The organism is Croceitalea sp. P059, assembly GCF_031846365.1.
Classification (GTDB): Bacteria; Bacteroidota; Bacteroidia; order Flavobacteriales; family Flavobacteriaceae; genus Croceitalea; species Croceitalea vernalis.
Genome location: NZ_JAVRHW010000001.1, coordinates 444,333 through 456,452, shown reverse-complemented (window position 1 = coordinate 456,452; position 12,120 = coordinate 444,333). Strand labels below are relative to the sequence as shown.

Below are 12,120 nucleotides of genomic sequence, written 5' to 3'. Positions count from 1 at the left end.
CGCCAGACATTTTTTATATTTTGAAGTTCGGAAAAAATAACAAAGCGATAGGAATGGGCTATAGCCATTGTTGCCACCAGTTTTTATTTCGCTATTCTTTCATTTTCGGTTGTATCGTCTTCCGTTTTTTTATTCAATTTCCATAACCAATAAAGTCCGCCAAGAGGTATTCCAAAAGTCCAAGCCGAACTTAAATAGCCCATATATGAAAAACTAATTCCGAACAATATTTGAAAACTTAATAAACTAAACGAAAGTCCGTAAACTGCGCTGTAAGTTATCGCTGGAACATTCAGGAATATTACTGCTATATATTTCAGCCATTTTTTCTTCAGATTACTTTTCTTAATTTTTCTAATTATCCAAATATTAAAAATCGGAACGCATATTGCTAAAATTCCGAATAACCAAAACCAAATCATATTCGGAATTTTCTCTTTTAAGTCGAGAGTTTTAATATGTAATATTTTATTTGATTTATCATCAAAAGTGATTTCAAATACTCCAAACTCTGTGTCGTTTGAAAATTCAACTTGTGCTAAAGTTGTATTTGGCGCAGTACTTTCTCCTTCTACTGTTGAAAAGGTCTTATTTGCGGTCATAAACTTATAGTCTAATTTTTTTCCAAAATTGTCTACAATTATTTTCCGAAAATTCCCTAAACTTAATTTCAGCGTATCAATGTTCGTGTTTTTATAAGCCTCGTTTTCGATAGCCATAAATGACACACTTTTTTCATAATCTTCTTCAATTAGAGACTCTACAAATCCTTGAGTTGTGTCTTTATATGTCGATACATTATTAATAAAATCACAACCTGTAAAAAGCGATATTGTGAATACTAGTAGAAAAGTTTGTTTTAGTCTATTCATTTTTTCAATTTGGTGGTAACAAATGGATATAGTTATTAACTATATTTCTTTTATATGCGGAACTAAAATACCAAAAAAAACCGGCAGCTTGTTTCGCTAACAAGCTACCGGTTTAAAGGTTAAAAATCTGATGTAACGGTATTCTTAGAAAATTCTAAGAACTATTATTTCTTAAGTGAATCACGAATCTCAGCAAGTAACTCTTCAGCAGTTGGGCCTGCAGGAGCAGCTTCTGGTTCCGGAGCTTTTGTTTTGTTGTATGCTTTAACAATTAAAAACATTACAAAACCAACAATTAATAAGTTCACGATGGTGTTAATCCAAGCACCATAAGCAATTACAGCACCACCTGCTTCTTTAGCAGCTGCAAGGGTAGCGTACTCATTACCATCCATTGCATAGTGCAAGTCTTCAAAATTCATTCCGCCAGCAAAATACCCGATAAAAGGCATTGCGATATTGTTCACAAAACCGTTGATAACAGCACCCAAGGCACCAGCCATGATAACGGCAACGGCAAAGTCAATAACATTGCCAGTCATAATGAAATTCTTAAATTCTTTAAGCATTGTATTTATAGTTTTAGGTTAATACAATTGCAATGTACAAAATCTAAAAGAAATGTTAAGTAAACACACACTTTGCTTAAACAACAAGCCTTTTAACGCGCTGAGAGATTGCAGTTAAAATCTCATAAGAAATTGTTCCGCTTGAATTAGCAAATGCCTCTGCAGATAATCCTGAACCAAATATGATAACTTCATCGCCTTCTTGGCATTCAATACTAGTTACATCAACCATAATCATATCCATACAAACATTACCAATAATGGGAGCCTTTTTGCCTCCTATGAGAACGCTTGCTCTGCCATTGCCGTATTGTCTGCTAATACCGTCGGCGTGCCCAATGGGCAAGGTTGCAGTGACACGATAACCAAGGGAAGTATACCCGCGATTGTAACCAACACTTTCACCAGGTTCAATTTTATGTAACTGAGAAATAACCGTTTTGAGGCTAGCGACTGGTTTTAGTGCTTTGTCAATTTCAGAATGGTTGCCGTAACCGTATAGTCCAATGCCACTGCGAACCATTTCATACTGGGCCTCGGGATAATTTAGAATTCCAGAAGAATTAAGCGTATGTCTAATGTAAGCATAAGGAAGTTTATCACTCAATTCTGTAGTAATTTTTTCAAATAATGAAATTTGACCTAACGAAAAATCACGTTCGTTTTCATCTTCAGATGCCGCTAAATGTGAAAAGACAGATTTAATTTTTAGTTCATCTCTTTTTTCAAGTGTATTTACAATGAAATTGATATCACTTTCCCAAAATCCTAATCGGTTTAAGCCTGTGTTAAACTTTACATGCACCGGATAATTTACTTGGTTTTTATCTTTGGCCGTTGCCAAAAATAGCTTTAAAATTCTTGGAGAATACATGCTAGGTTCAAGACACCTATCAATAAGTTCTTCAAAATTTGAAGGTTGTGGGTGCAAAACTAAAATAGGGCTTGTAATACCTGCATCTCTGAGCAATACGCCTTCTTTTACATAGGCCACAGCAAAGTAATCAATACCAAGTGCTTCTAGTTTTTTAGCAATAGCGACCATATCACTACCATAAGCAAAAGCCTTAACCACCCCTAAAAACAAGGTGTTCTTTTTTAGTTTAGATTTAAAAAAATGGAAATTATGCTCGAGGGCCGAAAGATTAATTTCAAGGGTAGTTTCTCCAATTTTACTCATTGGATGTTCTCTTTTTTACTGCTACTTTTTCTGCTTCAACAGTGATGTCTTTAACTCTTTCTTTCAGCATTGCCTTGTAAAAGGCTGCACGACTTAGCGGTTCATATTCTTCTGTTTCGCCTAATAGCACAAGTTTATCATTGTTAGATTTTCTGAAACTATAGTTGGCTAGGTTTCCTGTTCTTGTGCAGACTGCGTGAACTTTGGTTACATATTCCGCTGTTGCCATTAAAGCTGGCATAGGACCAAAAGGGTTGCCTTTAAAATCCATATCTAACCCGGCTACAACAACCCGAACCCCGCGATTCGCTAAATCATTACAAACAGTGACAATTTCATCATCAAAAAATTGAGCTTCGTCAATACCAACTACATCACACCCATCGGCCAAAATTCGAATGTTGGCTGCTGCAGGTACCGGTGTAGAGCGAATTTCATTGGCATCATGTGAAACCACCATTTCTTCATTGTACCGAGTATCAACTTGTGGTTTAAAAATTTCTACTTTTTGTTTCGCGAATTTTGCACGTTTTAGCCTTCGAATGAGCTCTTCGGTTTTTCCTGAAAACATAGAACCGCTAATGACTTCTATCCATCCAAACTGTTCTTTAGGGTTTACGGTGTTTTCAAGAAACATATTGTACTTTTAAACTAAATTAAGAGGTTTGATCGTTTTAATTGGTGTGAAGTACAAAATTAAGTAAAAATACGCCTTTGACTTCCGTGAAGAATTTAACCTTTTGTTTTTATAGTTAGTTAAGAATAGATAGTACATTTATAGTGCAGTGCCTTATAAGGGCTAATAAAATTTAAGAATACAATCGTCGGGGCAATTAAATCTCCATTATAGCATAAAAAAAATATAGCGATGAAAAGAAAGCTAAGAGAAGAGTTAGTCAAACTTTCTACAGATATTATTACTTCACGAGAGGATAGTGAATTAACTGATCTATATGAGGTCGCAAAAAACTTATATGAAAAACTTGCAGTACTCAAGTTTATTGATGAAAAATTAAATGATGTTGAGGTTGACGTATCAAAGAATGTTCTTGCAGCACGATTTGAGAAAATGGCAGGGGCAGTTATGAACGAAAATAGAGCCGTACCTGAAAATAGCCCTCACGAAGAAGATATTATTACACCTGGTATGGATACGATTAAAGGAATGGTCTCTGAAATGCCAACCGAAGCCTTGGAATATATTTTTGGTGATTTTATGACCAAACCATTGAAGAATGAAAAAGAGGAAAAAGAACCAGAAATAGCCATTGAAAAAGAAGTAACTAAGAACTTGTCGCTAAATGACAAGTTGAATAAAGAACTTCAGATTGGCCTTAATGATAAGCTCGCTTTTGTAAAACATCTTTTCAATAATAACATGGAAGATTATACCAGAGCATTATCACAATTAACTACAATTGATACAGAAGAACGTTCCGTGGCTTTTATCAATAATATGGTTAAACCTGAATATAATAATTGGGAAGGTAAAGACGAATATGCAGAACGTTTTATGGCTCTAATTGAGCGTAAATTTGCCTGATTTCATTTTTTGTACATTTAGATAATCATCTGAATGTACTATGTTAAAAAAGATTCTTTATTGGGTATCAACAGGCATATTAACCCTAATCATGCTGTTTTCTGTTTATAATTATTTCTTTAACCACGAGCTCATTGTTGGTTTTTTTGAAAATATGGGCTATCCAACATATCTAATTTACCCTTTGGCTATCGCTAAAATTTTAGGTTTAATTGCTTTATGGGGTAATTTTTCAAAGTCACTAAAAGAATGGGCCTATGCTGGGTTCTTTTTTAATGTTGTACTTGCCTTTTTTGCCCATTATATGGTCAGCGATGGTGAACATATGGGAGCGCTGATTGCTGCTATCGCCGTGATTACATCTTATTTTACTGGTAAACATGTAAGGCCGTAACTTTGTTTTATGGGAAAATTATTTTTGGTGCCTACACCAATTGGTAATCTACAAGATATAACGTTTCGTGCGGTTACTGTTCTTAAAGAAGTAGATTTAATTTTAGCAGAAGATACTAGAACTAGTGGTAAGCTTTTACAGCATTATGATATCAATACTCAAATGCATAGTCATCATATGCACAATGAGCATCGAACAACGGAAAGTCTTATTAATAAATTGAAAGCTGGGGCAACCTTGGCATTAATTTCCGATGCGGGAACTCCCGCAATATCGGACCCAGGTTTTTTGTTAACACGAGCTTGTGTTGAAAATAATATTGAGGTAGAATGTTTACCTGGCGCCACTGCTTTTGTACCTGCTTTGGTAAATAGTGGATTACCCAATGACCGTTTTGTTTTTGAAGGATTTCTGCCTGTTAAAAAGGGGAGACAGACCCGATTAGAGCTCTTAGCCGAAGAAACGAGAACCATGGTTTTTTACGAATCTCCTCATAAATTATTGAAAACCTTGAACCAGTTTGTGGAGTATTTTGGAGCAGAAAGACCGGTATCTGTTTCAAGAGAGCTTACTAAATTATATGAAGAAACCATTCGTGGAACAGCAACCGAAGTTCTTGATTATTATACTAATAAACCGCCTAAAGGAGAAATAGTTATTGTAGTTGGGGGGAAAAAATGAAAGAACTGCTAACAGAAATAAGAGAATGTACTATCTGTTCGGCACACCTTCCACTCGGCCCAAGGCCGATAGTTGCAGCTCATGCAGATGCGAAAATAATCATCATTGGTCAAGCGCCGGGCACTAAAGTTCATGAGACCAGCATCCCTTGGGATGATCCAAGTGGTAGGCAGTTGCGAAAATGGTTAGGAGTTTCAGATGAAGTTTTTTATGACGAAAGTAAAATAGCACTTGTCCCTATGGGCTTTTGTTATCCGGGAAAAGCAAAGGGAGGCGATTTACCACCAAGAAAGGAATGCGCTCCACTGTGGCATCAACAACTTTGGGATAATATGCCAAAATTGGAATTGATTATTCTGATTGGCACTTATGCTCAGAAGTATTATTTAAAAGAAGCAATGGAAAAGAACCTAACTGAAACAGTAAGGTTTTATAAAAAGTATTTGCCAAAGTATTTTCCGTTACCACATCCTTCACCTCGAAATCGGTTTTGGTTGACTAAGAATCCTTGGTTTGAGGATGAGGTTTTGGCTCAGTTGAGAAAAAAAGTTTCTAACTATCTTCATCAATAGTAAACAAATCTTCAACCGTAAGCTTAAAAAGCTTTGCCATTTTTATGGCTAGCGTAACAGATGGATTAAACTTGTTTTTTTCGATGGCATGAATAGTTTGCCTTGAAACCTGAAGTTTTTCTGCTAATTCAGATTGGGTAAGATTTAGTCTTGCGCGTTCAACTTTAACTAAGTTTTTCATGAGATTGCCCTTTTCTTAAAAAAGAATACTCCAAGATATATAACAATTAGGGCTGATATAGAAAAATTGATATCATCAACTTTCGAAAACTTTAATATAAAATTGAGTAGTGACAAAACGATTATTAAGATTACAGCAATTTGCAGAGATTCAAGTCTAAGAAGTTTAATATAATCATCTTCCATTTTTTCTTTGGAGAGCATATATAAAAGCAAACCAAACAAGCCTATTATCTCAATAATTTGAATTGAATAGTTACCTAAAAATTTTGTAATTATTAGATGATTCTCATTCTTTTCGAATGCATCAAAGAATCCAGAAAAAAAAGCGAATAAAAAAGGAATAAAAAATATGACTAGACCAAGTTTTTTACACCAATTTGGAAATAATTGAAAACTCATAATGCTATTATTTTTGTCTAAAAGTAAACAAAACTTTACATAATGACAAATAAAATAGAATTTTTTTATAATTACCGTCTATAGTTTGACTGCACTCATTGTGTCAAAAAGAACTACAAAAAAAAACCCCACCAGTCGGCAGGGTCTAAAATCTTATATCTAAAAGCGTAGCGGTCTATAATCTAGTACTTACTCCCATCATGCTTCCCTTTTTCCCAACCATGTTTGCCTAAATACTGATTGGCACTTTCAACGGCTCCTTTTTCAATAGAAGTTCCTTGACTATCATTCCAACGATTAAGGTATCCAAATAGAGAAATAACACCTAACATTTCAACAATTTCGCCTTCGTTCCAGTGTTCATATAAACGCTCTTTAATTTCAGCATCAACTGCATTGGGTACTTGTGAAGCCTGTAACGAAAAGTCTAATGCTGCACGTTCAGCTTCAGAAAAGGCAGGATGAGTTCTGTATTCCCAAATATTATCTAATTGTTCTTGTTCAGCACCGTAGCGTTCAGCTGCTCTTATTGCGTGAGCTTGGCAATAACGACATCCAGTTGCATTGCTACTTACCCATGCAATCATTCTTTTTAAGGCTGAGGTAACCCTACCCTCATTAGCCATTACTGCTTTATTAAGATTAATAAAAGCTTTTGAAATAGCAGGACGATGCTGCATGGTTAATACTGAATTTGGGCAAAAACCCAATGTCTCATTAAAAAATTCAGCTAATTTTTTGGTGTCTGGATCGTGGTTCGGGTCAAGGGGTTGTACTAATGCCATTTGGTTTCTTTTATCGTATTTTTATTGACTACAAGAAACAAAAATTTATGGGAACAACGAATCATATTAGCACTAAATGGATTGGCGGAATGGCCTTTGAAAGCAATAACCCTTCAGGGCTTAATTTAACTATCGATGCTGGACCAGATGATGGTGGAGAAGGCAATGGATTAAGACCAAAAGCTTTAATGCTTTCTGGCTTAGCAGGTTGCTCCGGTTTAGATGTTGCATCACTTATTAAAAAGATGAAGCTTGAAGTCGATTCTTTTACTATTGAAACGATAGCAAATTTGACGGATGTACATCCAAAATATTATGATCATGTAGTTATCGAATATCATTTTCATGGCGCTAATTTGAATGAAGAAAAACTGCAGCGAGCTGTAGATTTATCTGTAGAAAAATATTGTGGAGTCATGGAAATGTTTAGACGGTTTGCAGAATTAGAGATTAAGACGATTTTTCATCAAGACTAAAGAGCACCAGTTGCGCTGGACCATAAAACCAAGACCAGAACAAATTCAAATTGACCAACTCTCTAAAGAGTTAAAGGTTGATGCTTTGGTCGCGCAATTACTTTTACAACGTGGAATCTCTACCTACGAGGAGGCAAAAAAATTCTTTCGCCCAGAGTTATCCGATTTGCACGACCCTTTTTTAATGAAAGACATGGATAATGCTGTAACTCGGATTGAAAAGGCAATTGCAACCAATGAGAATATTTTAGTTTACGGTGATTATGATGTTGATGGCACTACGGCAGTCGCACTGTTATCTTCTTATTTATTGGCGTCGTACCCAAATGTTGCAACGTATATTCCAGATCGGTATGGTGAAGGCTATGGAGTTTCTTTAAAGGGAATTGATTTTGCCGAGGATAATGATTTCTCATTAATTATAGCGCTAGATTGCGGCGTTAAGGCTATCACACAAGTAAATTATGCACATGAAAAGGGGATTGATTTTATAATTGGCGATCACCACAGACCTGGTGAAAATTTACCCAAAGCTATTGCCGTTTTAGACCCTAAAAGAGAAGATTGTAATTACCCCTATGATGAGCTTTGTGGTTGTGGGGTAGCGTTTAAACTTGTTCAGGCTTTAGCTTCAAAAAAAGGGGAATCAATAGATGATTTAATACCGTTTTTAGATTTGGTGGCAACTGCCATCGGTGCCGATATTGTTCCAATAACTGGAGAGAATCGAGTATTAGCTTATTATGGAATGCAAGTAATTAATACGAATCCAAGAATTGGGTTTCAAGCCATTATTAATCAGGTCAAAAAGAAAGAATTGACCATTACTGATGTGGTTTTTATTATTGCTCCACGCATTAACGCGGCAGGTAGAATGGAGCATGGGCAGCATGCTGTAAATCTGCTTACTGAGAGTGATTTAGCTCAAGCAGAACAGTTTGCCGCCGGTATTGAAAAGTATAATTTTGACCGCAGAGCATTAGACCAAGAGATTACCAAAGAAGCGCTAGAACAAATTCAAAAAAACAAAGAAGAAGAACGCTTTACCTCAGTCGTTTATGATGAAAATTGGCATAAAGGAGTGATTGGCATAGTTGCTTCAAGACTAACAGAAACCTATTATCGTCCGACCTTAGTTTTCACAAAAAGCGGAGAAAAATTAGCAGCCTCTGCAAGATCGGTTAAAGGCTTTGATGTGTACAATGCCCTGGAAAAATGCTCTGATTGTATTGAGCAATTTGGAGGACACAAATACGCTGCAGGTCTTACCCTATTAGAAGAGCAATATGATGAATTCAAAGGACAATTTGAAAAAGTAGTATCAGATAGTATTGCACCAGAACTTTTGATACCAGAACAACAAATTGACACTCAAATTGAGTTGGGACAAATCAACCCTAAACTAATGCGAATTATACGTCAATTTGCTCCTTTTGGGCCAGGAAATATGACTCCGGTTTTTATGGCAGAGAATGTTCAAGATACTGGTTATGCAAAAGGGGTTGGTGAAGATGAAAAGCATTTGAAATTAACGGCTACTCAAAAAGGATCTAAGCCTATTGGAGCTATTGGTTTTAATCTTGGAGATAAGATTGGACACATAAAAAATAAGAACCGTTTTGATATTGCTTTTACCTTAGATGAAAATGAATGGCAAGGTAACGTAAGCTTGCAACTAAAATTGAAAGATTTACGATAAGACATGGATCCCTACGCAGCACTAAGATTTAAAGAATTCAATATTTTTTTAGGGGTTCGTTTTGCTATGGTTTTTGCGTGGTCTATGCAATTTATTGTCATTGAATGGCAGGTTTATTCTTTGACTAAAGACCCACTTTCTTTAGGAATTATTGGGTTGATGGAAATAATTCCAGCCGTTAGTATTGCATTGTTTGCTGGCCATATAGTTGATCAAAATGAAAAACGTAATCTATTAGTCAAATGCATATTAGGTTTTTCTGTAGTGAGTTTTGGGCTCTTTTTAATAACGCACCCTTCTGTAGCAATTGACTATGCCTCAAAAACAGTGCTATATGCTATTTATGCTTTAGTTTTTATTGGAGGATTGGTTCGTGCTTTTATTGGCCCGACAATATTTTCACTAATTGCTTTATTAGTGCCTAAAAAGATATACCCTAATGCAGCTACTTGGAGCAGTTCAACTTGGCAAATGGCTTCGGTTTTAGGACCGGCATTTGCTGGGTTTTCAATTGGTTGGATAGGGGTTCACTGGTCAATGTGTATCATTTTTGGTTTTTCCGTTCTAGCATTATTCTTTCTGTTTAGAATATCCAAAAAACCAATACTTAACCCAAAAATTGGTGAACCGGTTTTTCAAAGCTTAAAAGATGGTCTAAAATTTGTTTTTAGCAGTAAAGCAATTTTTGGCGCCTTAACTTTAGATATGGTTGCAGTTCTTTTTGGAGGAGCTGTGGCCTTACTTCCTATTTATGCCCAAGATATACTGCACGTAGGTTCAGAAGGTTTTGGAATTTTAAGAGCAGCGCCGGCGGTAGGAGCTTCTATTACCATGTTAGGCTCAACACGTTTTCCTTTGCATAAAAATGCAGGCAAAAAACTACTTTGGGCAGTTTTTGCTTTTGGAATATGCATTCTTGTATTTGGAATTTCTGAACTGTTTTGGTTATCAGTTATTGCCTTATTTTTAAGTGGAGCTGTTGACGGGGTAAGTATGATAATTCGTCAAACTATACTTCAGTTAAAAACACCTGATAAAATGAGAGGGAGGGTAGCCTCCGTAAATTCTATTTTTGTGGGATCTTCTAATGAACTGGGTGCCTTTGAAAGTGGTTTAGCGGCAAAACTTTTAGGTACTGTTTCCGCAGTCGTTTTTGGCGGTTGTATGACTTTATTAACCGTTGGGACTACTGCTTTAGTCTCACCGACATTTAGAAAACTAGACTTATCTAAAGATGTGGAAGAACATGAAAAGGAGAAATAGCTTAAAAAATTACTTTTTGTAAGTCTCAATTTTACTTATCACTTTATCGAATAAATCGTCTTAAGCTTTGCTATCAATTTTGATAACTGTAGTTTAGAAAGACAGTCCCCCAATCGTAACCAGAAAACGAATTCATTTATCTGGGTCAGCTGTCGAAAGGAGGGCTGTTTTTTTATTAATTATTTAGTCCTCTAATTTCTCAAGGGATAGTTTTTTCCCATCAAAAACAGCATAAGTGAAGTAATTAATCCAATCGCCTAAATTGATGTAGGTTGAGTTTTCATTTAAAGAAATTTCCAAAGGAAGGTGTCGGTGTCCGAACACAAAATAATCGTGGTGTTGGGTTTCTAATTTGCGTTTCGCATATTGAACTAACCATTCTTTTTCTTCTCCTAGAAATTTAGCGTCTTCATCACCTGAAATCATTTTATTGCTAACAGACATATACTGACCTAATCTGACTCCTAAATCAGGATGCAACCAACGAAACATCCATTTGCAAATTGGATTGGTAAATATTTTTTTCATTCTTTTAAAACCAGTATCGCCAGGCCCAAGGCCATCTCCATGGCCAATAAAAAAAGAAGTGTCGTTTATAGATATTTGTTGGGGTTTATGGAAAACTGGTATATTTAATTCTTCTTCAAAATAACCGTTCATCCACAAATCGTGATTGCCTACAAAATAGCTTATTTGAATACCAGCATCGGATAATTCTGCAAGCTTACCTAATGTTCTGGTAAAGCCCTTTGGAACTACTTTTTTGTATTCAAACCAAAAATCAAATAGATCACCCATCAAATAAATCGCTGCCGCATCTGCTTTAATACTATCAAGCCAGGCTACGAATTTTTTCTCTCTAGGCAAGCTATCAGTAGCAGTTGGTGCCCCTAAGTGATTATCACTTGCGAAGTAAACTTTTTTACCTTGATTTAGGGTTAGGGTTTTCATTGCATTTCAAATATAGCTAATGAAACCTTTAGAAAAACTGATATGCCAAATAAGCACCACCAATAACTAAAAATGGGCTAGCAATCATGAATAAAATAACGCTACCTCGATATAGACCCCAAAAAGAAATGGTTTTAACATCATCCATTTTATTTCTATTGTAAACAATTTCAACTTTTTCACCAAGGCTATAAGGTGCCGGATAAGATTGTATTTTACTTGTAAAAGTTCTAAACTCTTGACTTCTATCTTTAAACTCAAATACGGGGGAGTACAGGTTATTATTTTCGCCTCGAGACACCACAAACTCTTTTACTATGGCAGTGGTTTTAATCCCATCTTTTAAGAGGTGTTGTGTTTTTTGAAACTGAATATAAGCAGTGTAAGCTAAAAATGAACCTATCGAAAATAGTATCCCGTAAAATAATATCCACCAATTCATTCTGCTCATTTTCCGTTTAACGCTTATATCTTCGATTGTTCCGAATTCGTGTGTAAACGTAAATTCCGATAACCAACAAGGCTAATCCGGGTAAGATTAAATCACTATTCA

Annotated in this window: 16 protein-coding genes; 7 read left to right on the top strand and 9 right to left on the bottom strand. The window is 35.7% G+C overall.

Features of this window, described 5'->3' with window-relative positions; all coding sequences use genetic code 11:
- Positions 1-83 precede the first annotated feature (83 nt).
- The 4 genes from RM542_RS02015 to RM542_RS02000 all read right to left on the bottom strand — a co-directional run bounded on the left by RM542_RS02015 (position 84) and on the right by RM542_RS02000 (position 3,258).
- Entirely contained in the window at positions 84-872 is a 789-nt protein-coding gene (locus RM542_RS02015; RefSeq protein ID WP_311384037.1) for a hypothetical protein, read from the bottom strand.
- A gap of 164 nt (positions 873-1,036) precedes the next feature.
- Positions 1,037-1,441 carry a large conductance mechanosensitive channel protein MscL gene (gene mscL, locus RM542_RS02010; RefSeq protein ID WP_311384036.1) on the bottom strand — a complete coding sequence of 135 codons (405 nt, stop codon included), beginning with the start codon at positions 1,439-1,441 and terminating at the stop codon, positions 1,037-1,039.
- A 76-nt stretch (positions 1,442-1,517) separates the two neighbouring features.
- A complete protein-coding gene (gene alr, locus RM542_RS02005) occupies positions 1,518-2,621 on the bottom strand; it encodes an alanine racemase (protein WP_311384035.1) in 1,104 nt (367 codons plus the stop codon).
- Positions 2,614-3,258: a thymidine kinase gene (locus tag RM542_RS02000; protein ID WP_311384034.1), complete on the bottom strand. Its 645-nt coding sequence runs from the start codon at positions 3,256-3,258 to the stop codon at positions 2,614-2,616. Before RM542_RS02000 ends, alr begins: the two co-directional genes overlap by 8 nt.
- Positions 3,259-3,489: 231 nt before the next feature.
- Here RM542_RS02000 and RM542_RS01995 point away from each other — a divergent pair, with 231 nt between their 5' ends.
- From RM542_RS01995 to RM542_RS01980, 4 genes are read left to right on the top strand one after another with little or no spacing between them, the layout of a single operon-like run.
- Positions 3,490-4,164 (top strand): hypothetical protein, encoded by a 675-nt coding sequence (locus tag RM542_RS01995; RefSeq protein WP_311384033.1) that lies wholly within the window; start codon positions 3,490-3,492, stop codon positions 4,162-4,164.
- Positions 4,165-4,204: 40 nt separating this feature from the next.
- A complete protein-coding gene (locus RM542_RS01990) occupies positions 4,205-4,558 on the top strand; it encodes a DoxX family protein (protein ID WP_311384032.1) in 354 nt (117 codons plus the stop codon).
- Positions 4,559-4,567: 9 nt separating this feature from the next.
- Positions 4,568-5,239, top strand: a complete 672-nt coding sequence (rsmI, locus tag RM542_RS01985; protein WP_311384031.1) for a 16S rRNA (cytidine(1402)-2'-O)-methyltransferase — start codon at positions 4,568-4,570, stop codon at positions 5,237-5,239.
- A complete protein-coding gene (locus tag RM542_RS01980; RefSeq protein ID WP_311384030.1) occupies positions 5,236-5,811 on the top strand; it encodes a uracil-DNA glycosylase family protein in 576 nt (191 codons plus the stop codon). The genes rsmI and RM542_RS01980 overlap by 4 nt, the downstream gene beginning before the upstream one ends.
- Here the strand turns inward: RM542_RS01980 and RM542_RS01975 are convergent.
- From RM542_RS01975 to RM542_RS01965, 3 genes are all read right to left on the bottom strand, one after another.
- Positions 5,792-5,992 (bottom strand): helix-turn-helix transcriptional regulator, encoded by a 201-nt coding sequence (locus RM542_RS01975; protein ID WP_311384029.1) that lies wholly within the window; start codon positions 5,990-5,992, stop codon positions 5,792-5,794. The two genes, RM542_RS01980 and RM542_RS01975, sit on opposite strands and share 20 nt — an antisense overlap.
- On the bottom strand, positions 5,989-6,393 hold the full coding sequence (locus RM542_RS01970) for a hypothetical protein (RefSeq protein WP_311384028.1): 405 nt from the start codon (positions 6,391-6,393) through the stop codon (positions 5,989-5,991). The genes RM542_RS01975 and RM542_RS01970 overlap by 4 nt, the downstream gene beginning before the upstream one ends.
- A gap of 182 nt (positions 6,394-6,575) precedes the next feature.
- Complete coding sequence (locus tag RM542_RS01965; RefSeq protein ID WP_311384027.1) at positions 6,576-7,178, bottom strand: carboxymuconolactone decarboxylase family protein; 603 nt, start codon at positions 7,176-7,178, stop codon at positions 6,576-6,578.
- A 47-nt stretch (positions 7,179-7,225) separates the two neighbouring features.
- Between RM542_RS01965 and RM542_RS01960 the strand changes: the two genes are divergently transcribed.
- From RM542_RS01960 to RM542_RS01950, 3 genes are read left to right on the top strand one after another with little or no spacing between them, the layout of a single operon-like run.
- On the top strand, positions 7,226-7,654 hold the full coding sequence (locus tag RM542_RS01960; RefSeq protein ID WP_311384026.1) for an OsmC family protein: 429 nt from the start codon (positions 7,226-7,228) through the stop codon (positions 7,652-7,654).
- 10 nt (positions 7,655-7,664) lie between these two features.
- The gene (gene recJ / locus RM542_RS01955) at positions 7,665-9,353 is read left to right on the top strand and encodes a single-stranded-DNA-specific exonuclease RecJ (RefSeq protein WP_311384025.1); all 1,689 of its coding nucleotides are present in this window, start codon (positions 7,665-7,667) and stop codon (positions 9,351-9,353) included.
- 3 nt (positions 9,354-9,356) lie between these two features.
- Positions 9,357-10,616: an MFS transporter gene (locus RM542_RS01950; RefSeq protein WP_311384024.1), complete on the top strand. Its 1,260-nt coding sequence runs from the start codon at positions 9,357-9,359 to the stop codon at positions 10,614-10,616.
- Positions 10,617-10,799: 183 nt separating this feature from the next.
- Here the strand turns inward: RM542_RS01950 and RM542_RS01945 are convergent, their stop codons facing one another.
- Together RM542_RS01945 and RM542_RS01940 are read right to left on the bottom strand one after the other, a co-directional pair.
- Positions 10,800-11,567, bottom strand: a complete 768-nt coding sequence (locus tag RM542_RS01945) for a UDP-2,3-diacylglucosamine diphosphatase (RefSeq protein WP_311384023.1) — start codon at positions 11,565-11,567, stop codon at positions 10,800-10,802.
- A 28-nt stretch (positions 11,568-11,595) separates the two neighbouring features.
- Positions 11,596-12,009, bottom strand: a complete 414-nt coding sequence (locus tag RM542_RS01940; RefSeq protein WP_311384022.1) for a DUF3592 domain-containing protein — start codon at positions 12,007-12,009, stop codon at positions 11,596-11,598.
- Positions 12,010-12,120 lie beyond the last annotated feature (111 nt).

What these genes read in the sequence shown, in the direction of transcription:
- rsmI (WP_311384031.1), top strand. Translation starts at nt 4,568, where the DNA reads ATGGGAAAATTATTTTTGGTGCCTACACCAATTGGTAATCTACAAGAT.
- RM542_RS01975 (WP_311384029.1), bottom strand. Translation starts at nt 5,992, where the DNA reads ATGAAAAACTTAGTTAAAGTTGAACGCGCAAGACTAAATCTTACCCAA.
- RM542_RS01950 (WP_311384024.1), top strand. Translation starts at nt 9,357, where the DNA reads ATGGATCCCTACGCAGCACTAAGATTTAAAGAATTCAATATTTTTTTA.
- RM542_RS01940 (WP_311384022.1), bottom strand. Translation starts at nt 12,009, where the DNA reads ATGAATTGGTGGATATTATTTTACGGGATACTATTTTCGATAGGTTCA.
- mscL (WP_311384036.1), bottom strand. Translation starts at nt 1,441, where the DNA reads ATGCTTAAAGAATTTAAGAATTTCATTATGACTGGCAATGTTATTGAC.
- RM542_RS01960 (WP_311384026.1), top strand. Translation starts at nt 7,226, where the DNA reads ATGGGAACAACGAATCATATTAGCACTAAATGGATTGGCGGAATGGCC.
- RM542_RS01970 (WP_311384028.1), bottom strand. Translation starts at nt 6,393, where the DNA reads ATGAGTTTTCAATTATTTCCAAATTGGTGTAAAAAACTTGGTCTAGTC.
- RM542_RS02000 (WP_311384034.1), bottom strand. Translation starts at nt 3,258, where the DNA reads ATGTTTCTTGAAAACACCGTAAACCCTAAAGAACAGTTTGGATGGATA.
- alr (WP_311384035.1), bottom strand. Translation starts at nt 2,621, where the DNA reads ATGAGTAAAATTGGAGAAACTACCCTTGAAATTAATCTTTCGGCCCTC.
- RM542_RS01995 (WP_311384033.1), top strand. Translation starts at nt 3,490, where the DNA reads ATGAAAAGAAAGCTAAGAGAAGAGTTAGTCAAACTTTCTACAGATATT.
- RM542_RS01990 (WP_311384032.1), top strand. Translation starts at nt 4,205, where the DNA reads ATGTTAAAAAAGATTCTTTATTGGGTATCAACAGGCATATTAACCCTA.
- RM542_RS01945 (WP_311384023.1), bottom strand. Translation starts at nt 11,567, where the DNA reads ATGAAAACCCTAACCCTAAATCAAGGTAAAAAAGTTTACTTCGCAAGT.
- RM542_RS02015 (WP_311384037.1), bottom strand. Translation starts at nt 872, where the DNA reads ATGAATAGACTAAAACAAACTTTTCTACTAGTATTCACAATATCGCTT.
- RM542_RS01980 (WP_311384030.1), top strand. Translation starts at nt 5,236, where the DNA reads ATGAAAGAACTGCTAACAGAAATAAGAGAATGTACTATCTGTTCGGCA.
- RM542_RS01965 (WP_311384027.1), bottom strand. Translation starts at nt 7,178, where the DNA reads ATGGCATTAGTACAACCCCTTGACCCGAACCACGATCCAGACACCAAA.